Origin of the sequence: Vibrio sp. Y58_MX_L22, assembly GCF_024181865.1 — a bacterium.
In the GTDB taxonomy this organism is placed as follows: Bacteria; Pseudomonadota; Gammaproteobacteria; order Enterobacterales; family Vibrionaceae; genus Vibrio; species Vibrio alginolyticus.
On record NZ_JAMZAN010000003.1, the window covers coordinates 430,060 to 456,718 of the forward strand.

General features: G+C 44.8%; 28 protein-coding genes. 14 read left to right on the forward strand and 14 right to left on the reverse strand.

What is annotated here, in order from left to right; all coding sequences use genetic code 11:
• The first annotated feature begins 54 nt into the window (after positions 1-54).
• From dgcN to fusA, 3 genes are all read left to right on the forward strand, one after another.
• Positions 55-1,059, forward strand: a complete 1,005-nt coding sequence (gene dgcN, locus NL626_RS09645) for an N-acetyltransferase DgcN (RefSeq protein WP_238844276.1) — start codon at positions 55-57, stop codon at positions 1,057-1,059.
• Between the two features lie 50 nt (positions 1,060-1,109).
• Positions 1,110-2,102: an N-acetyl-D-Glu racemase DgcA gene (gene dgcA, locus NL626_RS09650; protein WP_238844266.1), complete on the forward strand. Its 993-nt coding sequence runs from the start codon at positions 1,110-1,112 to the stop codon at positions 2,100-2,102.
• A 293-nt stretch (positions 2,103-2,395) separates the two neighbouring features.
• Positions 2,396-4,420 (forward strand): elongation factor G, encoded by a 2,025-nt coding sequence (gene fusA, locus NL626_RS09655; protein ID WP_015312903.1) that lies wholly within the window; start codon positions 2,396-2,398, stop codon positions 4,418-4,420.
• 75 nt (positions 4,421-4,495) lie between these two features.
• Here the strand turns inward: fusA and NL626_RS09660 are convergent, their stop codons facing one another.
• Positions 4,496-4,690, reverse strand: coding sequence for a hypothetical protein (locus tag NL626_RS09660; RefSeq protein ID WP_005373920.1), 195 nt, complete (start codon positions 4,688-4,690; stop codon positions 4,496-4,498).
• Between the two features lie 187 nt (positions 4,691-4,877).
• On the opposite strand from NL626_RS09660, the gene NL626_RS09665 reads away from it, so the two are divergent.
• A complete protein-coding gene (locus NL626_RS09665; protein ID WP_253657277.1) occupies positions 4,878-5,690 on the forward strand; it encodes an aminoglycoside phosphotransferase family protein in 813 nt (270 codons plus the stop codon).
• Here the strand turns inward: NL626_RS09665 and nqrM are convergent.
• The 3 genes from nqrM to NL626_RS09680 are packed head-to-tail and all read right to left on the reverse strand — an operon-like array spanning position 5,668 to position 6,672.
• The gene (nqrM, locus tag NL626_RS09670; protein ID WP_017635136.1) at positions 5,668-5,877 is read right to left on the reverse strand and encodes a (Na+)-NQR maturation NqrM; all 210 of its coding nucleotides are present in this window, start codon (positions 5,875-5,877) and stop codon (positions 5,668-5,670) included. The genes NL626_RS09665 and nqrM overlap by 23 nt on opposite strands.
• Position 5,878: 1 nt before the next feature.
• Positions 5,879-6,385, reverse strand: coding sequence for a NifB/NifX family molybdenum-iron cluster-binding protein (locus NL626_RS09675; protein ID WP_137282820.1), 507 nt, complete (start codon positions 6,383-6,385; stop codon positions 5,879-5,881).
• Positions 6,382-6,672 (reverse strand): DUF134 domain-containing protein, encoded by a 291-nt coding sequence (locus tag NL626_RS09680; protein ID WP_005373924.1) that lies wholly within the window; start codon positions 6,670-6,672, stop codon positions 6,382-6,384. Before NL626_RS09680 ends, NL626_RS09675 begins: the two co-directional genes overlap by 4 nt.
• Positions 6,673-7,172: 500 nt before the next feature.
• Here NL626_RS09680 and NL626_RS09685 point away from each other — a divergent pair, with 500 nt between their 5' ends.
• The 4 genes from NL626_RS09685 to ompV all read left to right on the forward strand — a co-directional run bounded on the left by NL626_RS09685 (position 7,173) and on the right by ompV (position 11,088).
• A complete protein-coding gene (locus NL626_RS09685) occupies positions 7,173-8,072 on the forward strand; it encodes a proline/glycine betaine ABC transporter permease (RefSeq protein ID WP_064354518.1) in 900 nt (299 codons plus the stop codon).
• A complete protein-coding gene (locus NL626_RS09690) occupies positions 8,065-9,294 on the forward strand; it encodes a glycine betaine/L-proline ABC transporter ATP-binding protein (protein WP_253657278.1) in 1,230 nt (409 codons plus the stop codon). Before NL626_RS09685 ends, NL626_RS09690 begins: the two co-directional genes overlap by 8 nt.
• Before the next feature lie 261 nt (positions 9,295-9,555).
• Positions 9,556-10,089 (forward strand): copper resistance protein NlpE, encoded by a 534-nt coding sequence (locus tag NL626_RS09695; RefSeq protein WP_137282823.1) that lies wholly within the window; start codon positions 9,556-9,558, stop codon positions 10,087-10,089.
• Positions 10,090-10,311: 222 nt separating this feature from the next.
• Entirely contained in the window at positions 10,312-11,088 is a 777-nt protein-coding gene (gene ompV, locus NL626_RS09700) for an outer membrane protein OmpV (protein WP_017635134.1), read from the forward strand.
• Positions 11,089-11,163: 75 nt separating this feature from the next.
• Here the strand turns inward: ompV and NL626_RS09705 are convergent, their stop codons facing one another.
• From NL626_RS09705 to NL626_RS09715, 3 genes are all read right to left on the reverse strand, one after another.
• The gene (locus NL626_RS09705) at positions 11,164-12,831 is read right to left on the reverse strand and encodes an ABC transporter substrate-binding protein (protein WP_253657279.1); all 1,668 of its coding nucleotides are present in this window, start codon (positions 12,829-12,831) and stop codon (positions 11,164-11,166) included.
• 160 nt (positions 12,832-12,991) lie between these two features.
• Complete coding sequence (locus NL626_RS09710; RefSeq protein WP_005373936.1) at positions 12,992-13,606, reverse strand: outer membrane beta-barrel protein; 615 nt, start codon at positions 13,604-13,606, stop codon at positions 12,992-12,994.
• A 180-nt stretch (positions 13,607-13,786) separates the two neighbouring features.
• Positions 13,787-14,671 (reverse strand): LysR family transcriptional regulator, encoded by an 885-nt coding sequence (locus NL626_RS09715; RefSeq protein WP_005387224.1) that lies wholly within the window; start codon positions 14,669-14,671, stop codon positions 13,787-13,789.
• A gap of 93 nt (positions 14,672-14,764) precedes the next feature.
• Here NL626_RS09715 and NL626_RS09720 point away from each other — a divergent pair, with 93 nt between their 5' ends.
• On the forward strand, positions 14,765-15,646 hold the full coding sequence (locus NL626_RS09720) for a DMT family transporter (RefSeq protein WP_005373940.1): 882 nt from the start codon (positions 14,765-14,767) through the stop codon (positions 15,644-15,646).
• 63 nt (positions 15,647-15,709) lie between these two features.
• Here the strand turns inward: NL626_RS09720 and NL626_RS09725 are convergent, their stop codons facing one another.
• From NL626_RS09725 to pncB, 4 genes are all read right to left on the reverse strand, one after another.
• Complete coding sequence (locus NL626_RS09725; RefSeq protein WP_025768005.1) at positions 15,710-16,489, reverse strand: methyltransferase domain-containing protein; 780 nt, start codon at positions 16,487-16,489, stop codon at positions 15,710-15,712.
• Between the two features lie 170 nt (positions 16,490-16,659).
• Positions 16,660-17,178 carry a glycine zipper 2TM domain-containing protein gene (locus NL626_RS09730; RefSeq protein WP_005373945.1) on the reverse strand — a complete coding sequence of 173 codons (519 nt, stop codon included), beginning with the start codon at positions 17,176-17,178 and terminating at the stop codon, positions 16,660-16,662.
• Positions 17,179-17,392: 214 nt separating this feature from the next.
• Complete coding sequence (locus tag NL626_RS09735; RefSeq protein WP_033906302.1) at positions 17,393-17,752, reverse strand: hypothetical protein; 360 nt, start codon at positions 17,750-17,752, stop codon at positions 17,393-17,395.
• A 321-nt stretch (positions 17,753-18,073) separates the two neighbouring features.
• Positions 18,074-19,384 carry a nicotinate phosphoribosyltransferase gene (gene pncB / locus NL626_RS09740; RefSeq protein WP_253657280.1) on the reverse strand — a complete coding sequence of 437 codons (1,311 nt, stop codon included), beginning with the start codon at positions 19,382-19,384 and terminating at the stop codon, positions 18,074-18,076.
• Positions 19,385-19,682: 298 nt separating this feature from the next.
• Between pncB and NL626_RS09745 the strand changes: the two genes are divergently transcribed.
• The 4 genes from NL626_RS09745 to NL626_RS09760 all read left to right on the forward strand — a co-directional run bounded on the left by NL626_RS09745 (position 19,683) and on the right by NL626_RS09760 (position 22,528).
• Positions 19,683-20,408, forward strand: coding sequence for an NUDIX domain-containing protein (locus NL626_RS09745; RefSeq protein ID WP_005373953.1), 726 nt, complete (start codon positions 19,683-19,685; stop codon positions 20,406-20,408).
• A 32-nt stretch (positions 20,409-20,440) separates the two neighbouring features.
• Complete coding sequence (locus tag NL626_RS09750; protein WP_132936987.1) at positions 20,441-21,094, forward strand: isochorismatase family protein; 654 nt, start codon at positions 20,441-20,443, stop codon at positions 21,092-21,094.
• A gap of 29 nt (positions 21,095-21,123) precedes the next feature.
• Positions 21,124-21,480: a VOC family protein gene (locus NL626_RS09755; protein WP_042523322.1), complete on the forward strand. Its 357-nt coding sequence runs from the start codon at positions 21,124-21,126 to the stop codon at positions 21,478-21,480.
• A gap of 154 nt (positions 21,481-21,634) precedes the next feature.
• Positions 21,635-22,528 (forward strand): DMT family transporter, encoded by an 894-nt coding sequence (locus tag NL626_RS09760; protein ID WP_253657281.1) that lies wholly within the window; start codon positions 21,635-21,637, stop codon positions 22,526-22,528.
• On the opposite strand, the gene NL626_RS09765 is transcribed toward NL626_RS09760, so the two are convergent.
• On the reverse strand, positions 22,529-23,269 hold the full coding sequence (locus tag NL626_RS09765) for a DNA-binding transcriptional regulator YciT (RefSeq protein ID WP_017635127.1): 741 nt from the start codon (positions 23,267-23,269) through the stop codon (positions 22,529-22,531).
• A gap of 217 nt (positions 23,270-23,486) precedes the next feature.
• Between NL626_RS09765 and NL626_RS09770 the strand changes: the two genes are divergently transcribed.
• Positions 23,487-23,966 (forward strand): peptide-methionine (S)-S-oxide reductase, encoded by a 480-nt coding sequence (locus NL626_RS09770; protein WP_005388723.1) that lies wholly within the window; start codon positions 23,487-23,489, stop codon positions 23,964-23,966.
• Between the two features lie 38 nt (positions 23,967-24,004).
• Here NL626_RS09770 and NL626_RS09775 read toward each other — a convergent pair whose 3' ends face one another.
• Positions 24,005-25,060, reverse strand: coding sequence for a nitronate monooxygenase family protein (locus tag NL626_RS09775; protein WP_253657282.1), 1,056 nt, complete (start codon positions 25,058-25,060; stop codon positions 24,005-24,007).
• A gap of 187 nt (positions 25,061-25,247) precedes the next feature.
• Positions 25,248-26,651 (reverse strand): ethanolamine permease, encoded by a 1,404-nt coding sequence (gene eat / locus NL626_RS09780; protein WP_253657283.1) that lies wholly within the window; start codon positions 26,649-26,651, stop codon positions 25,248-25,250.
• Positions 26,652-26,659: the final 8 nt, after the last annotated feature.

Genomic DNA, 26,659 nt, shown 5'->3' on the forward strand with positions numbered 1-26,659 from the left:
CCTAAATCAGTCTGGCTACATTAATGAGCAATAACGATGACGAAGGGAACCATCATGCAAATTGCTCAACCTTACCTACTTTTTCTTGGCGATGTAACCGATCCACTCGCAGCAAAAACCGCGCGTGGCATATATCAATGGCGACCTGAGATTTGTCTTGGCCAAATCCGCCTGACGCCAGAAACCGTATCGCTTGGTTTAACCGACATGACACTACAACAAGCGCAGCAGCAAGGAGCAAAAACGCTGGTGCTTGGCACTGCAAATCCAGGAGGCGTCATTCCCGAAGCTTGGCAAGCAACCTTACTTGAAGCGGCAGAGATGGGATTTGAAATTGCATCGGGCATGCACCAACGTTTGGCGGAATTTGCTCCCCTTGCCGATCTAGAACAACGCGGATTAACCAAACTGTATGATGTTCGCCATTATGATGCCCCGCTCAAGGTCGGCAATGGCAAAGCTCGCGCAGGCAAGCGAGTACTTACTGTAGGGACAGATTGCTCCGTTGGCAAAATGTACTCTGCCCTTGCCATTGAGCATGCATTGAAGCGTAAAAACTGTCGTGCAGAGTTCAAAGCAACGGGTCAAACCGGAATTCTCATCGCAGGCAGTGGCATTTCGATTGATGCTGTAGTTGCCGATTTTATCTCCGGCGCAGTAGAAGCGATCAGCCCTGAGTTCACCGATCACGATTGGGACATCATCGAAGGGCAAGGTTCATTGTTTAACCCTTCATTTGCTGGCGTAAGTTTGGGCTTACTTCACGGCGCACAAGCTGACGCTCTGATACTGTGCCATGAGATTGGTCGCCCGCACATCCGCAACTTACCACATGCGAGCTTGCCAACTATTGAACAAACGATAGAAGCGAATCTGGCCGCTGCTCGCCTAACAAATCCAAACGCTCAATTAGTGGGTATTTGCTTAAACACTTCGGCGCTCAGCGAAGAAGATGCAGCCCAGTTATGCCAGGGTTGGAGCGACAAATACCAAGTGCCCGTCACCGACCCTGTACGTTTTGGCGTTGATGCGGTTGCAGATAGGCTCCTTACGATTTAAGAAACATTTACTGTTTAGAAAATAACTGCGGTTTAGGGAAAACTAGTGAGATGAAAATTCATGTAGAACCTGTCACGATTGCCATGGCGACACCATTTCGCATCTCTCGCGGCAGTCGGACAGAGTGCCACGTAGTCCGAGTGACAATTGAACATCGAGGCATGACCGCCCAAGGTGAATGCACGCCATACCCTCGTTATGGTGAATCGGTTGAATCGGTGATTAAGGCGATTTCTCACGCCGCACATGAACTGCAAAGTTTGTATGCCAAAGGCGAAGCTGATGTCATGGTTCTCAAAAGCCAGCTTCAATCGTTATTGCCCGCAGGGGCGGCAAGAAATGCATTGGATTGCGCCCTTTGGCATCTTCACGCGCTTTTGAGCCACAAGCAACAGGTTCACGACCTCTTTACGTTACCAGAGGCGATTGTGACGGCGATGACGGTTTCTATCGACACGCCGCAAGCGATGGCAAAACAGGCGCAAGCTTACCTTAGCCAAGGCGCAAAACTGCTTAAGGTAAAACTGGATGGTGAAAACGTGATTGAGCGCGTTGCAGCAGTACGCGATGCCGCACCGCACGCGCAAATTGTTTTAGATGCGAATGAAGCATGGCAAAGCCTCGACCTCGCGACAGTATTTGCTCAACTCGAACCATTTAATATCACCATGATCGAGCAACCGTTGCTACAAGACCGTGATGACGTACTCGCCAGCATTCCGCACCCCATTCCACTTTGCGCCGATGAAAGTTGTCACACCAGAGAGCAATTGCATCAACTGCTTGGAAAATACGAGATGGTGAATATTAAGCTAGATAAAACTGGCGGGCTCACTGAAGCACTATTATTAGCCGACGACGCCCAAAAACTCGGTTTTAGCCTCATGTCCGGTTGTATGTTGGGGACGTCGCTGGCGATGCGAGCCGCGTTACCTATTGCAGCTCAGGCGAGCGTTGTCGATCTTGATGGCCCGGTGCTGCTCGGACAAGATGTAACGCCAAGCTTGGTTTATCGCGACGGCGAAATCGTTCTTTCCAAATAGCCTAAACAATCCAGAGGTTTTGCTCCAAAAGTCAGAACCTCTGAGTTTATGATCTCGATTAAAAAACAATCAGCTCCATCATGAAATAAGTCACATAAATTATATGGTTATTGAGGCATGCTAAGATTCCAGTAGTCCAAGAAGGTGGTCTTATGCATCGAGTCATCCGGAAAATGACGTGGAAAACGAATAGGCGGTAATCCCGCCCTACTCCAATGCAGTGCGTGGGTTTCTATAACAACCCACTTCCTAGCAATTCGTAGGTTTTTCACGCCATCTTGCAAGGAGGCTCTATGCCTATCAACAAAATACGCAATATCGCTTTTGTCGGCCAAACCGGGACCGGTAAAACCACGCTGATAGAAAAACTGCTCTTCACCTGCGATGCCACGCACCATTTAGGCAGCGTAGAAAAAGGCGATACCGTTACCGACTTCGACCCTCAATCCATCCAATATCAACACAGTATTGAAGCAACGCCAGTCGCACTGCGCTGGAATAAACACCGGCTCAATATCATCGACACTCCGGGACAAAACGAGTTACTTGGCCGTACTATCAGCGTTTTTCCTGCCGTTGAAACATCTGCCCTTGTCATCGACCCTCAAACCCCACTTAACCAAACTTCCGATCGCTTATTCACCTTTGCTAAAGAGCAGCAAAAATGTCAGATGATCATTATCAATAAGCTCGATAACCACGGTAATCAGTTAGAAAGATTGATGGAGAACATCGTTGAGCATTTTGGTGACCACTGCTTGCCGATCAACTTACCTTCGGCTGACGGGGAATCTGTAGTTGACTGCTATTTCGAACCAGAATTGGGACGAGAAACCTTACTCGCAACGGTAGATGAAGCTCATGAGACCTTAATTGACCAAGTCATCGAAGTCGATGAAGAACTGATGGAACTGTATCTGGAACAAGGCTCCGAACTCACCGCAGAGCAACTGCATGATCCGTTTGAAGAAGCACTGAGAACTGGACATGTGATTCCGGTCTGTTTTGTCTCAGCACAAACCGGCGCGGGCGTCGAGTTGCTGCTGCGCACCTTGGCGGAGATCATGCCCATGCCAAACGAGGGTAACCCTCCTCTACTGGAAAAGAACGGCAAAAAAATCAAAGTAAATTGCGAAACCTTAGAGCACACCGTCGCACACGTGTACAAAGTCAGCGTCGACCCATATATGGGAAAACTTGCCTACTTACGTGTGTATCAGGGTGAAATCAATGCGGGCAGCCAGCTTTATATTGGCGAAAGCAACAAGGCATTTAAAGTTGGGCACTTATATCAACTGCAGGGCAAAGATAGAACCGAGATCCCTCGCGCGCTTGCAGGCGACTTCTGCGTTTTAGCCAAAGTGGATGATCTCGAATTCGATTCAATCGTTCATGACTCTCACGAAGAAGATGGAGTTCAACTCAAAACGTTGGACCTTCCTGACTCCATGTATTCTTTGTGCTTGAAGCCTCTTAAGCGTGGAGATGAGCAAAAATTAGGAGATGTGCTGAATAAAATCGCCAGTGAAGATCCTTCGCTGCGCATCGAACATCGCGCTCGCACCAACGAAACCATCATCAGCGGACAAGGGGAGTTTCACCTCAAAGTCGCATTAGAAAAGATGGCGAACGTGTACAAACTGGACGTCGAAACCTGCCAACCAAGCGTCGAGTACTTTGAAACCATCACCAAACCTGCCGAAGGGCATTATCGACACAAAAAACAAAGTGGCGGTGCAGGCCAGTTTGGTGAAGTGCAATTGAAGGTTCGTCCACTCGAGCGTGGCGCCGGATTTAAGTTCATCAACAAAGTGGTGGGTGGCGCCATTCCAACCGCGCTCATTCCTGCTGTTGAAAAAGGTATTTTGCAAGCGTTAGAGGAAGGCGCGATTTCTGGCAACCCAATTAAGGATGTGGAAGTCACCGTTTATGACGGTAAATATCACTCCGTCGATTCGAAAGAAATTGCATTTGTCATCGCAGGTAAGAAAGCCTTTTTAGATGCGATTAACAACGCCGATCCTATTGTGCTAGAACCCATTGTCCAGATGGAACTGCACATCCCAACCGCGAACGTTGGCGATGTTTCTGGTGATTTATCTGGAAACCGAGGCTTGATCGAAGGCACCGAGCCAATCGACAGCAGCTTCACCTTACTCAGAGCCAAGTCACCAGTAAACGAGCTGCAAGATTACGCTCGTCGATTACGCTCCATCACCGGTGGCGAAGGCAGCTTTAGTATGACCTTAAGCCATTACGAGCCCGCGCCACCAGCAGTGCAGAAGCAAGTCTGCCAAGGCAGTGCACAACAAGGTTAATTCCCTACGATTCAAATCAATCATACAAATAAAAAAGCGCCCTCATTTTGAGGGCGCTTTTAGGTAAAAGAAAAATTATTTATCGAGAGACAAACCTATCTGACTGATTTTGCTTTCAAACTCTTCGATGCTGTTCGCTTTGTAAGTCGGAGCACCGTTAAAGTAGCGCGGTTTCTCTGGCAGCATCGCATTTTTCAGCTCTTGTTCTTGATCGATATTGTCATGGTAAACCGTTACACGATTTGGAATATCCTGCTTCATTACAGCCATTTTGGTTCTCCTTTATTAAGACGAATAGTAAGCGTAGAACGAATTTATCGGAGTACAGGCGTAACTGTGTAAAATTTAGACACCAACGACAAAATCATATTTAAACAGTTGCATTTAATATTTTTGAGGCACTTTGTCGTGGCTATTGGCAAACGTGAGTGCAGCGATTAAGGTGAGCTCTCTCTACATGAAGACAGGAAGTCCGGTGTCGCAGCAAGAACTCAACCAAATGGGCAGTGCCAAAGTTTTTCTCATCGAAAAAGATGGCGTCCAAGTAATAGAAAAACGTAACCCTACTCAAATAGAAGTCGCGTTTTATCAACGCTATGCCGAACAGTTTAACGCGCTTGGAATACACGTACCGCGCTTGATTCAATTCGACGACCAGAAAAACGTTCTGCACATTGAATACGTTCCCCACGCAGTCGAGCAAGCATTCTTACTTGAAGATGATCGAGTCATTGAACAACTCGTCAAACTGCACCGACTTCCACCAACATCAGATGGTGTTTATCACCGCCACCAGTGGACACCACAAGCGACTCAACAAGCACTCGCAACACTTAAACTGGGCTCAGAGACAGAACAGTTCTTCCACCAGCTACAACAACGATCGGCGCACCTTTTCGATGGGAAGAACTTGATCTCCGGAGACACCAATGCAGGAAACTGGGGACAGCGCCAAAATGGCGAGCTGGTGCTGTTCGACTGGGAGCGCTTTTCTACAGGGCATGTCGCGATAGATTTAGCGCCGCTCATCGAGGGCATGGGCACATTTGATGATTACTTGAACGTAGCAGACAAATATATAAAGTGCGCAGAGAAAGGTGAAACAACAGAATTGGCGCGCGATATCGGACTAGCAAAAGCGTGGATCGTTGTCGAGGTAGTCAACATACTGGTCTCCAGAGAGAATCCGCAGACCAGCAAGTATTTGGACTGGTTTCGGCAAACCTTGCCGCAATGGGCCAAAAGCCTTAGCGCTCAGGTGATGAGTTAGGCTCTGAGATTTGATATAAACGCCTTTCAGGTTCTGCGCATGAGGTTTCGCAGTTGCATACTTTATCAACACCGACGTTGTTTAAACCGCCGCAACTTCCTTGAATGCGCTTGTTGTGAAAAATGACGCCAAGTGACATCAACAAAATGATTGCGAGAAAACCAAGAAAGGTAAATAACCAAACCATATTAACCTGCCTTATTAGCCATCGACTCTAGCTTAAGTATAGCAGGGCTAGATGTTGCTTTGAGTAGCGCCTTAGGTCTTGCCAACAAGGAGGGTTTTGATTTTTGGCCACCACAACCACAGGAGCCGCAGCCGCCTTTTTGTTGGTGAACACTTTTCTTATGATTGTTTGATGGACGTCCTTGAGAGGGCTCAATCAAAGGCTCTCTTGGAACCGCAAGCACATCTTCCAAGGAACTACGAGTAGACAGCCTAAATACTGGCGTGCCACTGCTAAGTAGCTTTGCCAATACACGTTCACCAATATTTCGCACAAGAACAGCATCCACATTGTACCCTTGTAGAGACTGAATCAACTGAGACTTCGCATTGCAACCCGCTTGTGGCATAGAAGCAATGTTCGCTAAGTTTTTTAGCATACCGTCAGTATCAGAATAAATAGCGATGTATGGTGCTTTTACAAAGTGGTTTGCCACCCGCTCACCATCATTAGGAATAGCATAAATCATAAGTTTGACTCCTCATTCGGAAAAACTAATGCATGACCTTCAACTAAACTTTTTGCGACTTTCAATCTTGCACTTTTTACTGTGTTACCAAAAGTTTGTCTAGAAACGCCCATCTGCTCCGCAGCTTGCTGCTGGCTAAGCCCCTCTAAGTCGGCTAAACGTAGCGCTTCTAACTCTTCTGGTAATATGGCGACTTGCTCCAACTGATTAAATGGAATGCCATTGGGCTTAAAGCAATGGTGAGCCGCACGTCCGCATATTCGTCTTTCTATCTTTGGTCTTGCCATCATTGTCCCTCAAAAACACAGAGTCAAATTACGCCTTAAACTGGCATATGCCAATAACATTTTTAGCATATGCCAATAAACTAAGTTTGCAAAAATCAACACGACAAATACGTAATACATCAGCATTAATTAGACATCTAATAATTTAGGAATTTTGATGACAAACGAACAAAAAGATCAATTCTAATTAACCGGATAATAAAAACGTTAGTTTGCGCAGATTTTTCATACAAATACACGCTAATGTGTTCATTTTATTGAAGAAGAAAAACTATAATCCAAGCAAATCATTAGTTTGAACACTAATGATTGTTTTATTTAAAAGGATGTATACCTAAGGAACGAAAAAGAGAAGTTTGACAACATTGGTCTGAGCTTAAAGGGTAATACGTTCGATACAGAACCTGTCGAACGACCATTACTTGGCCTAGGTGCCCTACTCTTCTTGCCAAATTAAGTTTCTTGAAAGCGCTTAGGTATATCAGAAAAAGGAAGTACATATGTCTGACTCAAATTGGCTCAGCGAATTCCCGGAAATGGATGCCTCTGATCTCAGGGCGATTCGCAAAACACTCGACGGCGCCTACAGAGATTTCTCTCGCGAGTATGGTGAACTCATTGAGTCTCTGTTTGATCCGCTCCTTTCGTTTCTTGTCTGGTTTGAAAAACTTCTGATTTCTACACCTTGGTTCATTATTTTAGGTGTCTGCACCACTCTCGTTTATGCCGCCAGCCGCTCTTGGAAACTGGCCGCTGCATGTTTTGGTTCGCTGATTCTGATTGGCTATTTTGGAATGTGGGAAGACACTATGCGTACGCTCAGTATCATCACTGTATGTACTATGCTTGCCATCGCACTTGGTATCCCTATCGGCATCGCTATGGCGCGCTCTAATCGCATTCAGTCGGTGGTAACACCATTACTCGACGTCATGCAGACCATGCCGGCATTTGTGTATCTCATTCCAGTTGTGATGTTATTGGGCATCGGGAAAATTCCTGGCCTTATCGCAGTAGTGATCTACGCGATTCCACCGGTTATTCGTTTAACCAATTTGGGCATTCGTCTAGTTGATAAAGAAGTATTGGAAGCCGCAACCGCATTTGGTGCCAGCACTCGGCAACGGCTTTTTGGGGTTCAGCTTCCGCTTGCAATGCCAACCATCATGGCGGGAATTAACCAAACGATCATGATGGCACTGTCAATGGTGGTCATCGCATCAATGATTGGGGTAAAAGGTTTAGGTCAGCCTGTTCTAAAGTCTATTACCAATCAATATTTCACTCTTGGTCTTCTCAATGGTTTAGCCATTGTCGCCCTAGCAATCCTTTTTGACCGTGCTTCACAAGCGTATGCGAAACGCACTCAAGCTCATTTAGGAGACTCAAAACATGACTAGTCCACTTATCGAAATCAGCGGTCTGTATAAAATCTTCGGCCCCAAACCCAATAGCGTGATTGAGCGCGTTAAGTTGGGACATAGTAAAGAGCAGGTTTTAGCGGAAACGGGCCACACGGTCGGACTAAAAGACATCAACCTGCAAATTCAAAAGGGTGAAATTTTTGTCATTATGGGATTATCCGGTTCTGGAAAATCCACCATGATTCGCCACTTCAACCGATTAATCGATCCAACCATGGGGCAGATTTTGGTAGAAGGGGTGGATGTCATGCAACTTTCTAACAAAGAGCTTGAACAGTTTCGCCGTCACAAGATGTCTATGGTGTTCCAACGCTTTGGCTTGCTGCCTCATCGCACTGTTATCGACAACATCGCATATGGTTTAGAAGTTCAGGGAATAAATAAAGAGGCGCGCTTAGAAAAAGCAAATGAATGGTTAGAAACCGTTGGACTGACGGGTTATGAGCACCAGTATCCTGCTCAACTATCGGGTGGACAGCAACAGCGTGTGGGCCTTGCACGGGCACTGGCTACCGACGCCGAAATACTGTTGATGGACGAGGCTTTCTCAGCATTGGACCCTCTGATTCGGAGCGAAATGCAAGATCAGTTGGTAGAGCTGCAACAGAAGCTGCACAAAACCATTATTTTCATTACTCATGATTTAGATGAAGCGCTTCGACTTGGCGATCGCATCGCAATTCTTAAAGACGGTGAACTGGTCCAACAAGGTTCACCAGACGAAATCTTACTGCATCCTGCCGATGAGTACGTTGAAGCCTTTGTAAAAGACGTCAATAGAGCGCGAGCACTGACGGTCGAAACGCTGATGCAGCCACCTTCGTACTGTGTTAGCGCTGAAACCATTGAAGATGCGCTGAGTGAAATGAAACGTGTTAAACGTGATTATGCCTACCATGAGACCAATGCAGGCTATCAAGGCGTGATAACACAGCAAGGGTTGCTAAACGCAGCGAAGTTAACTCATATATCAGATTGGCGTGATGATATCTATGAAGAGGTGCCTATCATCTCTCCACATTTAGCCATTGAGCAAGTGCTGACTGAAGTCATGTCGTGTGAACATTCACTGCCCGTCATCGATGAGCACGGCCATTTGAAAGGCGAATTAAATCGTCAGGTTATTGCGGAGCTGTTTTCTGATCAACGAAGCACAAAACGAGGCACTTCACGCTCAAGCTTCAATAACGTTTCTTAGATGATGTTGATAATACAGCTCACAACAATGTGGGCTGTTATCAATTAACTCACTCCCACTCCCCTTTTTAGATATTTATCTGTGGGCTCAAGCTTGATACCCAAAGCAACATTTACATTGTTCTGATTTTCCTGACAATTTCATGCTCATATCCGGTTTTATTGACATAGTTAGATCATTCTATTGCTTTTTGATGACGCAAATCCTCGATAAATGTCTACTATTACTCTCATACAAAATCTTGATTTAAAGAGGGATAAAATGAAAAAGACAATGTTGGCACTAACAGGCGCGGTAATCATTCTTGCAGGCTGTCAAGATGAGAAACCTGCCGAAACAAGCGCAGTTGAAGTACCTCAGGCAACGGAAACTGAAGTCACCACCAGTGCAGACGTTACGACTGAGACAATTGACACGTTACCAGTAGAAGAAGAACAAGTAATTACTGAAGAGACATTTGTAGACTCTGAACACAACGCACAAAGTGCTCTGGACTGGAACGGCACCTACAAAGGAACACTACCTTGCGCGGATTGTGCTGGTATCGATATGACCATCACACTAAATCAAGATGGCACTTACGTACTTGAAGAAAGCTACCAAGACAAAGAAGGCGGTCAATCAAAATCTGAAGGTCAATTCACTTGGGATGCAAATGGCAGCATCGTAACGTTGACAAATGAAGATGCACCAAACCAATACTTTGTTGGTGAAAACGTACTTATGAAGCTAGACATGAATGGCGAAAAAGTAACGGGTGACCTAGCACCACTATACAACTTAACGAAACAGTAAGAAGTTAGTATCAATACCTGATAAATACCTCAAATCCGAGCCACCCCAGCTCGGATTTTTCGTTATTTTAACGAAAGCTATTCCAGCAACCTTTCTATTCTAAAGCAACATTCTGCTTCTTACCCTGATTGTTCATTACATTTCCATACGCTTTGCAGATAGATGCTTACAACGTTATTTTGTACAGTGTTCAAAACAAAAACAGAACAACTCGGAAAAATGATGAAAAAAACATTAATTGCACTACTTACTCTGACAGCTGCTGGCTCAGCTTTCGCTGGCGATACTTACATTCGTAACGGTAACATCTACAACAACGAAGGCGGTTGGAACGTAGAAGCTGGTGTGGCTCAAGGCAGCGATCTTTTCAAAGATCAAAAGCATAATACAGCACCAATTCTCAACGGTGGTTACCATGGTGACGACTTTAATGCCGACCTAAGTGGCATTAACTACCGCTTCTTCGGTAACACCAATGAGTTAATCAACATGAGTGCCTACCTTGTAGGTAGCGGTGTAATGCGCGACGGTGATACAGCGAAAAGCCTGAAAGGCACAGATAAACGCCGCTTCGCCGTCGATCTAGGTTTAAACGCAGACTTTACACTGGATCAAAACAACGTCATTTCTACGTACCTTCAGCACGATATCAGTGGTGCTTACAAAGGTTACTTAGCGGGCGCGACTTACTTCCACATCATGAAATTCGGTAGTGTTGATTTTGTTCCTTTTGCTAACCTAACTTATCAAAGTGAAGACTACGTAGATTACTACTTTGGTGTAAAACAACGCGAAGCAAACGCAAACCGCAAAGCATACAAAGGTGATTCAACGGTAAGCTATGGTGTGGGCTACAAACTTGTTATGCCAATCAACGACAACTGGCAAGTAAGCCAAATGACACAATACACGCGCCTAGGCAGCGGTATCAGCGACTCTTCTATCGTTGATAGTGCAAACCAATGGGTTGTTGGCGCAAGTGTGTCGTACAACTTCTAATCCGATACGCCCTTATAAAGCCATCATTTCGATGGCTTTATGCGTTGGACATTTGCATAATCTTGAACACAGACTCTAGTGTGAATGAGCAATCCATAACCTATGTAAGTCGCTATAGCCTGTATTCTTCACCTGCACACCTCGCACTTGCTGTGTTTTTGTCACTTCTTCGTAGCCAACAAACAAAGGCAAATATAGGTACTGATCGCGCAGCGCTTTCTCTAGGTTTAATAAAGACTGTAGCGAGTGCTCATCTGCCATCGCTCTGCGAACCTTTTCTCTATGGCTTAACATCTGGCTTTGATCAAAACTAAAACGCAGTCCAGTTGCTATCGACAGCCATTCGAAGATGCCATATTCAAATGGTGCTTCCATGACTTCCTCAATGAAGAGCAAGTCTGCTTGGTGAGACACTACCTCAGGAAAACTAATGTCATCAATAACAATGATCTCTAACTCTAATCCCGTTGCACGAATCACACTGTGCAACCATTCGGAATGGCGAATTAGACTCGGTATCGTCCAGACAGGTTCAGCTAATACCACTTTACCTTTCAGTTTAGGTATCACACCACCATCTGTTATTGATAAATCTTGCTCATGAGTCTCTAACTGAATGTTGTCAACGGCACTTGGCGCATCATAAATTCGCTTTTGCACATGGATGTAATCAGCGAGTTGATACCAAGTCTCTTTTGTGAGTTGGGATTCCACGCGTTCGCGGTAGGTCACATATGAAAATGCGCTAATTTTTTCCACTTCAACGTGATCGGAGCTTTGGTTAAAGCTCAACATATTTAAGGTTTTAACATCACCATGAGACAGCGTTATTTGATCTAACAATGCGCGTGCTGAAAAATACTCTTTGTGCGCTTCAAGAGTCATACTCTCCTGGTTCCAGCCGCTGATTTTAAATGGTCCAGTCCCTATGTGGTAGGAATAACTAGAACCGAAAGAGACGACATCTCGACACAGAATAGACGCATGAGGAGTTGCTAGCATGTATGGAAACAACTTGTTCGGATGCTTCAATATGATTTTTAAGCAGTTAGATGTTTCTGCAACCACGCTATCAATGCATTGCCAGAGCTCGTGAACTGGTCCTTTTATCTCCCTGAGTCTTTCTATACTCCAAACCACATCCTGTATGTTAAGGGGTTCACCATCATGGCGATATATGCCCGGCCGCAACCATAACGTCATTACCTTGCCTTCCATTTTCCATTCGTGTGCTAACGATGGCTCGATACCACCATTGGAATTTTGGGTCAGCAATACGTCATAAACGCTTTTCGCGACGTGTAATTCAGTGTGACGGTAAGTATTCGCAGGGTCGATTTTGGATACCCAAGGGTAAGAAGAAATCAAAATAGCGTTATTTGATTCGTTCAATCGATTCACTTTTTCAGAAGCGATAGTCAGTGCTCTAACCGCGGTTTGACCGAACCAATCAATAAGTTTCGTTATTGAGTTCATTCTTCCTCTGCCAAGCTCCTCAACCAAAAACTCGGTCATCGCTTGTTGGAGGGAAATATTAATACTGAGACGGCTAGCGTTACTTCGGCCAATCGCAGGTTGCCAATCGACCCAATCGTAAGTGGCAAGCTTTTTCATCACAATAGAAACATTGCGCCTCGACGTGCAAATCACCGCTTCTAGCTCAGAAAGCGTAACAAGGTGATACTGGTGAGGTTCAAAGTGCTTTAACAGTAGATCCAGATACCTAAGATTGACATCGTTCACAAAGATTCCTAAGAGTTATTCCAAAGCAAAAAAATAGCACAGGACGCTTAGCAACTAAACTTCCTGTGCTATATCTAAACAAATTCAAAGCTTGGACTCAGCTCGACCAACAGAAGTCAAAAACGTTTACTAAGCCAAGAGGTAACTTGAATAAGTATTCTTAGAAACGGTAGCTCATACCTACAGAGAATACATTGATGTCTGCATCAACCGTTACTTTTTCATTGCCAAATTTCGCAATGTCTAGCTCAGGCATCATGTATTCCCATTCAACTTGTAGAGCAAAGTTTTCAGTAATAGCGAACTCTGCACCTAAACCGTACATGCCTGTTACAGTGCTGTCAGAAATGGTGGTATGGCCTGCGCTACCGTCAATCACAGAGTTGCTAATTTTGAATTCAGCATTGAAGTAAGAAAGACCAGCTTTAGCAAAAAGGTTGAAACGATCGCCAATCGGTAGAGTCGCTTTTGGCTGAATCGATAGATACTTCATATCACCAACAGTAACAACTTTGCCGTCTAAAGCATCGTAGCCACCAATGGCTGCTTCTAGAGAAATGTATTCGTTGAATTTGTAACCACCGAATACTTTGCCTGAAAGGCTTGAGTCATCTTCAAGTTTAAGTTTAGTGCTAGCGTTAGTACCACCACCATTGATAGAGCCATTAACATCACCAAACGATGCTTGACCTACAGATGCACCAACGTAAGGAGCTGCGTTTGCAACAGAACATGTTGCTAGAAGGGCTGTCATTAGCCATGTTTTTTTAAACATTGTATTTCACTGCCTGTTAATTATTGAGGTTGTGTTTTGCCCATCCTTAAGCATGCCATGCTATCCATTTCACTTGGTTTCAAAACCAAGTGGATGTTAATGAATAAAAACTCAATAAAACATGAAATATTTAGACACAACTTTGCCACTTTCTTTCTTAATTTTGACAATTTAGTCATTTCACAAGCATTGCTGCTTCAACCAGTTAGTGAGCTTGATGATTTCCGCTTGCTTGGCTCGACTCTTTTTATGAATAAAATAAAAGCTGTCTCCGGTTTCCAATCCATGAGAAGGGATGTACACCAAATCGTGCGCTTTATCTCTTTCATTGAGCATAAAATCATTCGCAAATGCGATGCCTTGATCATAACGCGCCGCCTCTATTGCCAACAACATATGACTAAAATGTTGAACATCGACATCTTTCGGCAAGGTGTAACCGCCCGCTCTGCACCACTCAGCCCAATCTTTTCCTCTCTCTCGATAAATTGAGTCTGTCGACAAAATAGGGTATCGCCAAAGCGCTTCTGGAATCGGTTGATCTTGCAACTCTTTCCAAATTTTATGGCTGCAGACCGGATACAACGTCTCCGCGTATAACTTTACCGACATGTAGTTTCGCTTTGGCTTCTCTACCGTGATAAAACAATCGCCAACGCTGTCTGTCTGTTCAGGATCACCAACGACCATATTGAGTGTCAGATCGATTTCTGGATGTAGGCGCTTAAAATCAGACAAACGCGGAATAAGCCACTTTACGGCGAGCGAGCTATAAATCGCCAACCGTATGCTGCCTTTGTCCCCTTCTCGCACCTTTTGGCTGGCCATCGCAATTGAGCTAATTGCTGGGCTAATATCCTCTAAATAGCGGGTGCCCGTATCGGACAAAGAGAGCTTTCTGCCTTGACGGATAAATAATGATTCACCCAAATAATCTTCTAATAGTCGTATCTGGTGACTAACGGCACTTTGCGTCACATTGAGTTCTTCAGCAGCAAGCGAAAAGCTAGAGTTTCTGGCAACAGATTCAAAACAGTGAACCGCTCTGAGTGGTGGCAATTTCATTATCTAAAAATCTCATACTTAAGCTAATAAATATCACTTCACTTCATCCTATGACATCACCTACTCTTTGGCAAAGAAAGAGGAGAGGAAAAAGTGAAAGTTACATCGGTCGGAGCAGCGATGCTGCTATTAATTGTTGGAAATCTCATTGCGGTGCTTTCGGACTCGTTAATTAAAAGTGTCGGAAATGAAGTGCCTATTTTTCAATTTGTCTTTTTCCGACAAATTTCAGCGGTGCTTTTCCTGCTGCCAGTCTACTTGCTAACAAAAAATGCGCCTTTTCTTGAAGGGTTTAAGTGGCATGCTGTTCGCGCTCACGTATGGTTACTTGGTGCAATATTCATGGTTTTGGCGATCTCATCTTTACCGCTCGCAACTGCGAACGCGATCTTTTACGCCGCGCCATTGATCATGTTGCCACTTGCAGCAATCTTTTTTGGAGAACAGTTGTCTAAGCAATCGGTCGCCGCAGCGATAATGGGCTTTGCCGGTGTATTGGTCATCATTCGTCCAGACCAAATCGATTGGGCAGCCATTTCAGCTTTAGTTGTTGCAATTACTTTAGCAATCAATAACTTGCTCATTCGAAAACTGCCAAAAAATCAGTCTGTGATGCAAACGTTATTGATGACAAACTTGGCAGGTATTCCAGTAGCCTTCTTGCTTGTTCTGATCGAAGCAGAACCTTGGGACTGGAGTGCTTTCCCTGTTGCTGCTGGCTCAAGTTTGTTCATCATGATTTATGCAGCAACATGTGTCATCGCTTACCGCTCGATCGATAGCAACAAAATTGCCAGCGCTGAATACAGTGGCTTAATTGGTGCCGTGTTTGTGGGATTGATTTGGTTTGGAGAAGTGCCTGATATATTTATGGCAATAGGAACCATTATGATTGTTGTGCCTCTGGTTTGGCTTTCTAAACGAGAGCGTCGCAAGAAAAAGTTGCAAGAGCAACAAGAAGCGCACGTTACTTAAAGTTGTGCTCTAACCCAAAGACTAAAAAACCGAGCCGTAAGTGCTCGGTTTTTTTATGTGGCTCTAATCGGTTTTTACGTAAGCGACTACGTGAGATAAAAACTGCCTTGCGAAGCGATCATTAAACCGGATGCGATATTCATGATCGGCTTCCGACACTAGACGCCAGCCTTCAGCAAAGTATTCTTTGATATCATCAACCGCCTCTTCTTTATTTTTGATGTGTTTCGCGTTCCACTGATAAGTGCAAGAGACAACGATCAGCCCACCCACCTTGGTGGTTTTTTTTAGAGCATTGATCACGCTAAGTGGCGACTCACATTGATCAATCACATTTAAACATACGACTAAATCAAAGCGAGATTGGAGAGTATCGAGCTCAAAAGGCTGGTTAATTAGCGTCAAATCAACATGAGCACATTTCTGTACGATATCTCTATTCTCTACCTCTAAAGTGTTTAAGGTGTTCACATCGTGAAGGTAAGTAAGCTCGACGCGTTGTTCTTCTATTAATAGTTGCTTCAAGCCATCCATTAACCTATTTGAAGGCTCCACAAGCGTCGCTTCTCTAAGGTTAGGTAAGCGTTGCACTAACTCATAATAATTTCTTCCCAGCGCCGCCCCAACCTCAAGTAGGGAATACGGCTGAACGCTGCTTTCGATTACCGCCTGCGCAATAAAATCAGCAACTTGGGAGCAGTGAGGTGATGACAAAAAAGAAAGTGGGACTTGTTTTGAGCGACTGGTTATCATCTCAATCTGTTGATCCTCAATGAACTTGTCGAACCATTGCGCTTCGAAATAACCAGCCAAACCGTGCTCGGTCAGGTAAAAATCTTCCATGTTTTTTCCGTTCGTACTTTAAGAAAAGTGATTGTATCGAACGCGGAAATTAACGGGTATTTCTGGCCGCACATTCCAATGGGAAAACAGATGAAAACGCCGCTTATGTGAAAAAGCCCTTTCATCTCAAAGATAAAAGGGCTTGTTAATCGCTTCGGTTAAGTCGCTAACTATTGTGGTAGAACAACGTTACCATCTTGAATTGGGAACGTTTTTGTCGCTGGCTTGCTCGCCAAACGAACCGTCGTTGGTGCACCTGAAACTTCGTAAGTGACGTCGTAACCCACTACTTTATCAGATGTCGTATATTCTGTATGACACTGTTTTTTCGTCGTTGTTACTACATCACCTTTTTGCACATTTTCCTGGATCTTACGACCTGTCAGTGCACCAGCAATCGTACCAGCTGCAGTTGCAATCACTTTACCTGAGCCACCACCGATTTGGTTGCCCAGCGCAGCTCCAGCTGCTGCGCCACCAACCGTACCAATAATTTTATTATCATCCGCAGGGGCAACTTGCTCGGTTACTACCACATCTTTACATACTTGGTGCGGCTTTTTCACCGTTTCAGTCACCGCTTCAACCAAAGTAATGTTTGCTTGAGTTGGAGCTGGTGGCGTTTTGTCTTTACAGCCTGCTAGTACAGCAACAACTGCCGTTGCAATTGCGATAGATTTCATATTCATGATTTACATCCCAGTATGGTTTGCTTTGATGAGCGTTATGGTAAATCGCAAAAGGGAAATCACATCAGACGAAAACAAACCCTCTGTTATTAACAAGTAAAGAAACACTGTTTTATAAGGGGTACGTCAAGAAACACTCAGCAGAATGTCAACAGAGCTAAAACTGTATCACTACTGATTATGATTGGACTGGACTAGTCTATGAGATTTATTTTTAAGCCAAGCTCAAAAATAGTTCGTCATCCGTTAAATACTTATGACGGTGGCTTAGATTACGCACGTGCATAAACATAAAATCAGGGAAACCAGGCGCTATAATGTTATTTGGTTCCCAGCATACACCGCCAACAAACACATATCGCCCCTGCTTGCCATCTTCGTGAAGGGGGTTATTAAGAGGAGAAGAAAACTCTGCTCGGCAACCTTCAACCACACAAACAATTTGTCCTTTAAAAAGGCCAATCACGCGCTTTACAAGATTTGCCTTGATACCACACTTCCATGCTTGGCGAGTGGCCATCTCATAGCCATATTTTCGGATCGCTTTCTTTTGCAAATGTACTACTAGGTTCATTTTGACTCCTGATTCAAGCAACTACGTGAAGCCCAAAGTCATAAAAGCAGATAGACGTCTATACCCGAGTGAGCTCATGGTACGTGGGAATAAACTACGTGATTAGACTGCGTTTAGTGTCGGATGAGATACACCGTCCACGATGCTGTAACGTATCGATTTACACCTATCAAAGGCAGATAACACATCAACTTTTGAGTGCTTTCCTGCGCTGTATCTGGTTACTTCTGTATATTACTATAACGAAATCACCCTCCACGTTTACCTATATAAATTTGTCGTGACGATAGAGGGTGCTTATCATGGATGAGAGGATAACGCCTACGCGTCGATGAGATAATTTTGACCTTCAGTTTCTAAACGATCAATCATTTTACGACACTCATTTAAATCAAGAGGTTGTTCAAAGCGGCGCTTGAGATTCATCAAAAAGAAGATATCTTCACACATGGCTTTCTCAGGTTCGTCACTGATTTTGGCGACCGGTGAACCATTGCACGTGACCATTTTTATCACGATAGAAAGTGGCTGGTAGGCTTCACCATCTTTATTGACATAATCACCCATATCATTGGCAAGAAAAGTACCGATACCAAAACTCACCTGAATACGTCCTTGGAAATACTCGCAAATATCTAACGCTTGTTCGAAGTTAAGTCCGTCGGTAAACACCAGTGTTTTTGTTAATGGGTCTATATTCAGCGACTGGTAGTGTGCAATCATTTTTTCACCCCAGCTATAAGGGCAACCACTATCGTGACGTACACCGAAGTACGCGTTACTTAGTTCTTCATCAAAGTCTTTAAGGAAAGCATCGACACCAATCGTATCGGTTAACGCAATACCTAGTGCACCATTAAACATTTTTTGCCAACGTTGCAACGCCACTTTTTGCGAATCTCGCACATTCACCAGAGCTTGGTGTCCCATAAACCATTCATGAGCAACGGTGCCGATAGGCGTCAAGTTTAGCTCTTTTGCTAAGTGATAGTTACTTGTTCCTGTCAAACATTCCGGCACTTCCTGGCACAAATATTCCAGCATAATGCGCTGAGCTTGGAAGGAAAAACGTCGACGCGTCGACATGTCAGAAAATTTAAAGTTAGTGATGTTACGACGTTTTAGTTCCGACTTTAGGTGCCGAATTTTCTCTTCTAAAACAGTGGTAAATTGCGCAACAGGGATATCTGACCAACGCTGACGGCTACGAACTTCAGACACGATGCTCATGATGATCGTTTCGTACAAGATGGTATCTCGCCACAAGCCGTTAATGGTAATTCTTAACTGGCTTGAGCCATCAGCCATGGCTTTATTATGGAAAGAGACATCACTTTGTGGGTTGAAACGGAAATGGCGCAGTGCATCAACAAAGTCAGGATTCAGGTAAGGCGCGACACGCTTAATATATTCAATTTCTTCTTGCGTAAATTGAATATCTTGCAGTTTAAGGACTTCGGCTTTTACCTCGGGCAAAAGCTCAGAGAGGTCTTCCTCACTGCGCACGATAAACTTATATGACACCATCGCATCAGGGTAAAGCGCTGTTACAGCGCTCATCATATTGACTTTGTAGACATCGAAATCCAAAGCGCTTTGAATGATGCGGGAAGAAAATAGTTTGGTGGTCATTAGGTGCCCTTCTACATGCCCTTCCTGGGTATATAACTTTTTGTTACTAACTAATTTGCGTAAACAATAAACACCCATCTATAGTTTGTCAACTTTTGTTACTAACCACTCATTTTTATAAGGTTTTTTTGTCTAGAATTCGAGCAAGCATTGTGAATAAGTCAGAGTCATCCGTAAATTTATGCTCAAACCGTATTAAGAACACTACCGAAAACGTTTCTAACAACTCGTTACTTACCCATTGATTGACCACTTGTTATGCGCTAGATTACTTACAAATCAATATTAGGACCCAACCATGATCGTATCTGTCGACATTATTCCATTCAGGCTATCTGGCTGTGCCGATAAGGGATTGGAAGTGTTGTTGATTAAACGTTCAAATCCAAATCGGCCATACCATGGAGTCTGGGCACTACCGGGCGGATTTGTCTTTGATAAAGACTTAACCAGTGAAGGCGGACGCCCGGCCGATGAAAACTTTGAAGCGGCGCGTCGCCGAATTTGCCGTGAGAAAATCCATACCTACCCTCGCCATTTTAGCGAAGCGTTTATCGACGGTGATCCAAAGCGCGATCCAGAAGACTGGAGCTTAAACATTACGCACTACGCCTTAGTCGATCGTAACAATGTAGAGCAAATAAATAATGCAGGTGTACCGGAATGCCAACTTAAATGGTTTTCGCTACAGGCTATTCTCAATGGAGAAGAAACCCTCGCATTTGATCATCAAAAAACCATTGAAAAAGCGTGGCAAAAGCTTCGTGCATCCATTGAATACACATCGGTTCTTTTGTTTGCATTAGACAAAGAGTTTTTGGTTGCGGACATCATTTCTGCTTATCAAGAGTTTGGTATTGATATCAGCCGAATGACGATTAAGCGCCGCTTGATAGATTCAGGCGTACTAAAACCCACTAATAAAGTCGCTTCTACCAACAAAGGTAAAGGTGGAAAACCCGCAATGGTATATACGCTGACTAGCGACGAAGTAACCTTTTTTCAAAACTGTTTGCGTGGATAAACGCAGACAATCAGACAGACAAGGAGTCTGCCATGACTGTTCGAGTAAACTATCAAACTACAGCAGTGATCGACGTTGATCCAGAGAAAGGCTTTAGTGAGTTATGTCCAAATGAACTGCCCGTTGCAGGTGCGTTGGAAATCGTACCGGAGCTTTTGAACAATCATGCCAAAGGCCGATTAAAGCTGGTCAGTCGTGACTTGCACCCACCGAAAGCAAAATGGGATGCAGAATCGCCAGCCAATATGCTTGAGCCCGTTGGTTTACCGAATGTAGATATAAAGTGGAACCGTCACTGTGTGCTTGGCACAACAGGTTCTGAGCTGCTAGATGGCTTACCACCCGTGTTGGACTATGATTTTCAAGTTAATAAAGGTATGGATCCTGACGCACACCCTTACGGTATTTTTTTCCATGATATTGCCGACACCAAAACGACAGGCGCGCATGAATTTCTAAAGTTCAACGGGATTGATACCTTAGTTATAGGTGGCCTTGCCTTAGACTTTTGCGTGAAAAAATCCGTCATGCAAGCGCTGGAACTTGGCTACAATGTGGTAGTTAATCTTGCTTCAACTCGTGCGGTGCTGCCTGATAATATAGAGAATGTGCTGACAGAGCTCAGAGATAATGGCGCATTATTTGTCGAAAAAGCGGACGACATCATCGTAGAAAAGTTCGCCTAGAAACGATAGTAACCGAGAAGGATTTCACCATGCATCAACATGAAAAATTGAATTACGTTGAATTTGGTTCCACCAATGTCAGTGCGACCAAACAATTTTTTGAGCGTGCTTTTGACTGGAGCTTTACCGATTATGGCCCAGAATATTCTGCATTTTCAGGACAAGGGTTGGATGGCGGATTCTTCAAATCTGAGTTTATAAACCAAACCGCAAATGGTGGCGCACTTTTAGTATTTTATAGCTCAGACATTCAGGCCACTCAGACAAAAGTAGAGCAGCATGGTGGAAAAATTATCCGCCCTATTTTCGAATTCCCCGGCGGCTGTCGATTCCACTTCACTGAACCGAGTGGAAATGAATTCGCAGTATGGTCAGAGAGCCATTAAGTCATCCCAAATCAACAACACACTATCAACGTGAGCCCAAGCTAGCCAGATCCGGAACTGGCATTACATTTCTGGTTGACCTCATCCTTGGTTTAATTCACTGTTAGCGCAACAATTAATCGATGAGGCGCTAGACCTCGACCAAGGATGTCAAATGACTGCCGTCAGTTTTTTTCGCTTACTCTGCCTCGCTGCTATTTGGGGTGGCTCGTTTCTGTTTATGCGAGTCGCCGCCAACACATTCGGGCCGGCTTACTTAATCGAATTTCGAGTTACATTTGCCGCCGTCGCTTTGTTATTGATCGCCGTATATTTGAAGAAGAAATTCACGTTAACTGCGCATACTAAACACTTCTTTATTATTGGCTTATTCAATAGCGCAGTTCCATTTTTACTCTTTGCGTACGCAGCCCAGACACTGAATGCATCAACTTTAGCAATATTGAACTCAACCGCCCCAATATGGGGAGCACTAGTTGGCTTTGTTTGGTACCGCAGCCCACTCACAGCGAAATCTGTTCTCGGTATGCTAATAGGCATTGGAGGCGTTGCAGTCTTGGTCGGCTTAGATACTTCAACCATAGGTGAAGAAGCCATGCTCCCTATTGCCGCCAGTTTGATGGCTTCTTTCAGCTATGGCATTGCTACCAACTACACTAAAAATGCGCCACAAGTACCTGCTTTTGACAATGCTCACGGCAGCATGTGGGCGGCGGTTATTTGGGTACTGCCGCTGCTACCATTCTTACCAATGCGTGCAGAACCAAGTCATTTCGAATGGAGCTCTGTTGTCACGCTCGGCGTTGTATGCACAGGGTTCGCTTATTTGCTCTATTTCCGCTTAGTTTCTGATATCGGCCCAGCGTCAGCACTGACTGTCACTTTTCTTGTTCCTGTTTTTGGTATCTTATGGGGCTACTTGGTGCTAGATGAGCCCGTCGGCTCTAACACCATCATAGGAACAATTCTAGTGCTTAGCGGCACTATGCTAGTCACCGGTTTCTCCCCAACAGCAATGCTCGCGAAGCGAAAACGAAGCGTGGCTTAATCAGCCTAATATAACTTCCACACCTCGCTTTTTGATTTGTTCAAGGTCGCTTTTCGGAGCGGCTTTGTCAGTCAGCAGCACTGATATTTCGTCAGTCTTACCAATTGATGAGGGATAAATTTGCCCAAATTTACTAGAATCCGTTAGAACAATATTGCGCCTTTTTTTCGCAATGATGGTTTCTGCGATCTCAGCGCGCATCATGTCGCGGCTAGTAAAGCCAGTGTCTTGATGGAAGCCGTCAATACCCAAGAAGGCCGTGCTGAAATGAATGTTCTCAATACACAACTTAGTCAGCGGTCCGACCAAGCTCTCGCCTTGGTGCTGATACACGCCACCAAGCAAGATAATGTTGGCAGAAGTGTTACGGATGAGATGGGCGATATACGCCGATGGCGTAATGATGGTCACATCGCCGCGCTCAGCCAATGTCCGAGCCAACAACGCATTGGCACTGCCTCCTTCAATCAGCACTGTCTCATTCGGTGCGACCAAATCCGCAGCTTGGTTTGCGAGCGATTGTTTAATATCGAAACGTACTTCCAGGCGGGCATCAATGTCATCACTTTGCAACGCGGTAGCTGCGCCGTGAACGCGCTTTAGGTAGCCCTGTTGCTCCAGAAAGTTCAAATCCTGTCTGATGGTCACGCCCGACACGCCAATGATGTCAGAAAGCTCCGTGACTTGAACGCGTTTACGGTCGTTCACTAATTGCAGAATTTCATTTTGTCTTGGGTTCACAGGTTCGCTCCTTATTGATGAGCTTACAGTATACTCACCTGATGTTTCATATGAAAAGAACTTGAAAGTAAAAAGGAAAAAGCACGTGGTCTGATTAGCCAAGCTGCACCTTGCGAATATCGCTCCCATCAACAGATAATAGGGCAACGGAAATGGGATAGAAGAAGAGGGGTTAGCTCCCTACATCCCAACAACGGTAAAGACTAGGATAAAAGTGATGGAAGAAATTTACTTCGCTGGCGGCTGCCTTTGGGGCGTGCAAGAATTTATGCGCCACCTTCCGGGCGTAATCAACACAGAAGCCGGGCGAGCAAATGGCACAACGGATAACACTCAATCCGAATACGATGGCTACGCAGAGTGCGTGAAAACCCAGTTCGATGCTGAGCAAGTTTCGGTTGAAACTTTAATGGGGTATTTGTTTGAGATAATCGACCCTTACAGCGTTAACAAGCAAGGTGAAGACGTAGGTGAGAAGTACCGTACTGGTGTTTATAGCCAAAACGAACAGCATCTCACCATCGCGAAAGCGTTTATCGCAGCACGACCGGACGCCGACAAGATCGCCGTAGAAGTACTGCCACTCACAAATTATGTGCCAAGTGATGATGAGCACCAAGACAGACTCACAAACTTTCCGAATGATTACTGCCACATCCCATTAGATTTACTACATAAATACAGGGATAACTCGTAACCATTCAGTCAGCATCGCTTTAAAAGGCAAGATGCATATCAGTTTAAATCTATGCCTTCCACTAATGACAATGTCATTTCTGCCGCCGATATTTCCTTACAACCCGACGAGTTTTGTCCGCACCACAACGGTGTGAATTCATCTCGGTTTTGCTTTTCCATAAGCGCTCTTAGTTGAGCCATTTCAATGGAGGCGTATGGGAATTTCGGCGCAAACTCACTGATGTAGCCTAGCTCCGACATCGCGCGATTCACAATGCCTCTCGCTGGTCGGCCCGAGAAAACATTGGTCACAGCGGTATGTTGCGCGCGTTCACTGGCAATGGCATATCGATGTAAAGACGATGTTTTCGCCTCATCACACAACAAATAGGCGCTGCCAACTTGAACGGCACTCGCTCCTAATCTCAACGCGGCTTCCACCCCACTTCTATCAGCGATTCCGCCTGCAGCAATAACAGGCAAATTCACCCGTTTGGCGATTTGTGGTAATAACGCCATCAAACTTAATTGAGTAGTTAAATCATCCGATAAAAACATACCTCGGTGTCCACCAGCCTCCAAGCCTTGGGCGATAATACCGTCAACGCCTTTTGCTTCTAGCCAAAGTGCTTCGTCCACCGTGGTCGCTGACGAAAGGATCTTCCCTCCCCACCCTCTAATTCGAGCTAACAGATCATCGTCTGGCAAACCAAAGTGGAAACTGATCACTGGCGGTGCAAATGGTTCAATCGCGTCAGTAACATCATGATTGAAAGGCATCCTTGTCGGAGCGTTTGGCTGAACCTGAACGGTTGCATCAACCTCGGAAAAATACGGTTGCAGCGTTTTTTGCCACTTTTCGTGCTTGTTGGCGTCATACTCCGGCATTTCATGGCAAAAGAAATTGAGGTTAAACGGTCGGTTAGTTGCCTGCTTGATAAGTTGAAGTTCTTTTACGATGGCGTCTTTGTTCAGCATTCCACAAGGTAACGAGCCAAGCCCGCCAACATTACTGACGGCTATGGTCATTTGGCTGTCTTGCACACCGGCCATTGGCGCTTGAATAATCGGTAACTCTGTTCCCAAAAGTGTATTAAATACCTTGTTTATCATGCTCTTTCCTTGAAAACTTAACCTTTACCTGTGATGGATCTGCGCCATCGTTATCCAGACTAGACTTTCACATGATTAACCGCTTATAAAGTTAAAGTGATGCATTTGTGCGCTATGTACTTTTGATAGAAATGACAAAGGGAGCCTATGGCTCCCTTAATATGCTGAATAACAATAATCAAAGTGACTATCGTACGACATCTGATTCAAGCTCTAGCTCTGCTACAGACAGCATGGCAAACTCTTCCTCGGCGGTTGCTGCCACCAGTTTGTTGCGGCTGTATAACCCATAATAAACACCACCGATAAGAAACAATCCCATTGTCATGAAAAAGGCTGAGGGATCAAAAGCATAAACACCTGTCATTGCGATCAAAGAAAGCACCAGAGAAATACTCGACGTAATTATCCCACCAGGCGTTTTATATGGACGAGTTAATTCCGGCTGTTTAATTCGCAATAAAATATGGCTCAAGGACATTAATGCGTACGATACAGTCGCACCGACAACAGCCATCGCCAAGATTAAGTCCCCCTCACCCGTAAGTGAAACCAAGAACCCAAAAACGCCCGGAACCAAAAGCGCACGAGAAGGCACTTTTTTGTCACTGGTTAATGACAAAGTTTGCGGTAAATAACCCGCGCGGGAAAGCGCAAACACCAAGCGACTGTAACCATAAATGATTGAAAAGAAAGAAGCGATAAGGCCAGCCAATCCAAGTAAGTTCACGGCCATTGCTACCGTTGAATTGCCCGTAAGCTTTAGGGCGTCAACTAATGGCACCGCGCTATCGCCTATGACCTTTGAGCCAACCGCACCAGCCAAAAGGACGACTACGAGAGTTGCGGTTAGCAATAAAAACAGCATCGCACCAATGATGCCTTTGGGAACATCTTTTGCCGGATTTTTTGCCTCCTCTGCCGCTAAAGGCACACCTTCAACCGCAAGAAACAACCACATTGCAAATGGCAACGCAGCCCATACGCCATACCACCCAAACGGCAAGATTTCTGTTGTCTGAGCCGTCGCCGGAGCAATATCGAATAAGTTATTAACGTCAAAGTGACCAATAAGCACAGCAGCAGTAATTAGAATAGCTAGCACAGCCAAACCGCTGATGACCATCATTACTTTGAGAGCTTCGCCAACCCCTGCCATATGAATAGCGATAAAGACGGCGTAGAAAAGTGCGTAAACAACAGGACCATCGATACCAACCAATTCATTAACTGCTGAGCCAATAAAAATCACTATCGCAGCAGGCGCGAGCGTATATTCAATCAAAACTGATAAGCCAGTGAAAAAGCCACCTGTCGGCCCCATCGCCTGTCTTGCGAAGCTGTAACCACCACCCGCAGCAGGAATAGCCGCAGACATTTCAGCTAAAGACAATACTAGCGTGAAATACATTACTGCCATCGCGATAGCAGCAATAAGAAAGCCTCCCCATCCTGCTTGAGCGATGCCAAAGTTCCAACCGGCGAAGTCACCAGATATAACATACGAGACACCTAAGCCAGCAAGTAAAATCCAACCTGCGGTGCCTCTTTTTAGCTGCCTTTTGGCCAAGTACTCCTGATGTTTAGACATAGTAAATC

Excerpts from the sequence above, each read along its gene's own strand:
- NL626_RS09750 (WP_132936987.1), top strand. The coding sequence starts at position 20,441 with ATGACTGTTCGAGTAAACTATCAAACTACAGCAGTGATCGACGTTGAT.
- NL626_RS09775 (WP_253657282.1), bottom strand. The coding sequence starts at position 25,060 with ATGATAAACAAGGTATTTAATACACTTTTGGGAACAGAGTTACCGATT.
- NL626_RS09710 (WP_005373936.1), bottom strand. The coding sequence starts at position 13,606 with ATGTTTAAAAAAACATGGCTAATGACAGCCCTTCTAGCAACATGTTCT.
- dgcN (WP_238844276.1), top strand. The coding sequence starts at position 55 with ATGCAAATTGCTCAACCTTACCTACTTTTTCTTGGCGATGTAACCGAT.
- nqrM (WP_017635136.1), bottom strand. The coding sequence starts at position 5,877 with ATGGTTTGGTTATTTACCTTTCTTGGTTTTCTCGCAATCATTTTGTTG.
- NL626_RS09695 (WP_137282823.1), top strand. The coding sequence starts at position 9,556 with ATGAAAAAGACAATGTTGGCACTAACAGGCGCGGTAATCATTCTTGCA.
- NL626_RS09665 (WP_253657277.1), top strand. The coding sequence starts at position 4,878 with ATGAAGACAGGAAGTCCGGTGTCGCAGCAAGAACTCAACCAAATGGGC.
- eat (WP_253657283.1), bottom strand. The coding sequence starts at position 26,651 with ATGTCTAAACATCAGGAGTACTTGGCCAAAAGGCAGCTAAAAAGAGGC.
- NL626_RS09725 (WP_025768005.1), bottom strand. The coding sequence starts at position 16,489 with ATGGAAGATTTTTACCTGACCGAGCACGGTTTGGCTGGTTATTTCGAA.
- NL626_RS09735 (WP_033906302.1), bottom strand. The coding sequence starts at position 17,752 with ATGAACCTAGTAGTACATTTGCAAAAGAAAGCGATCCGAAAATATGGC.
- NL626_RS09730 (WP_005373945.1), bottom strand. The coding sequence starts at position 17,178 with ATGAATATGAAATCTATCGCAATTGCAACGGCAGTTGTTGCTGTACTA.
- fusA (WP_015312903.1), top strand. The coding sequence starts at position 2,396 with ATGCCTATCAACAAAATACGCAATATCGCTTTTGTCGGCCAAACCGGG.
- NL626_RS09680 (WP_005373924.1), bottom strand. The coding sequence starts at position 6,672 with ATGGCAAGACCAAAGATAGAAAGACGAATATGCGGACGTGCGGCTCAC.
- dgcA (WP_238844266.1), top strand. The coding sequence starts at position 1,110 with ATGAAAATTCATGTAGAACCTGTCACGATTGCCATGGCGACACCATTT.
- NL626_RS09770 (WP_005388723.1), top strand. The coding sequence starts at position 23,487 with ATGGAAGAAATTTACTTCGCTGGCGGCTGCCTTTGGGGCGTGCAAGAA.
- NL626_RS09690 (WP_253657278.1), top strand. The coding sequence starts at position 8,065 with ATGACTAGTCCACTTATCGAAATCAGCGGTCTGTATAAAATCTTCGGC.
- ompV (WP_017635134.1), top strand. The coding sequence starts at position 10,312 with ATGAAAAAAACATTAATTGCACTACTTACTCTGACAGCTGCTGGCTCA.
- NL626_RS09745 (WP_005373953.1), top strand. The coding sequence starts at position 19,683 with ATGATCGTATCTGTCGACATTATTCCATTCAGGCTATCTGGCTGTGCC.
- NL626_RS09660 (WP_005373920.1), bottom strand. The coding sequence starts at position 4,690 with ATGGCTGTAATGAAGCAGGATATTCCAAATCGTGTAACGGTTTACCAT.
- NL626_RS09675 (WP_137282820.1), bottom strand. The coding sequence starts at position 6,385 with ATGATTTATGCTATTCCTAATGATGGTGAGCGGGTGGCAAACCACTTT.
- NL626_RS09755 (WP_042523322.1), top strand. The coding sequence starts at position 21,124 with ATGCATCAACATGAAAAATTGAATTACGTTGAATTTGGTTCCACCAAT.
- NL626_RS09760 (WP_253657281.1), top strand. The coding sequence starts at position 21,635 with ATGACTGCCGTCAGTTTTTTTCGCTTACTCTGCCTCGCTGCTATTTGG.
- pncB (WP_253657280.1), bottom strand. The coding sequence starts at position 19,384 with ATGACCACCAAACTATTTTCTTCCCGCATCATTCAAAGCGCTTTGGAT.
- NL626_RS09685 (WP_064354518.1), top strand. The coding sequence starts at position 7,173 with ATGTCTGACTCAAATTGGCTCAGCGAATTCCCGGAAATGGATGCCTCT.
- NL626_RS09715 (WP_005387224.1), bottom strand. The coding sequence starts at position 14,671 with ATGAAATTGCCACCACTCAGAGCGGTTCACTGTTTTGAATCTGTTGCC.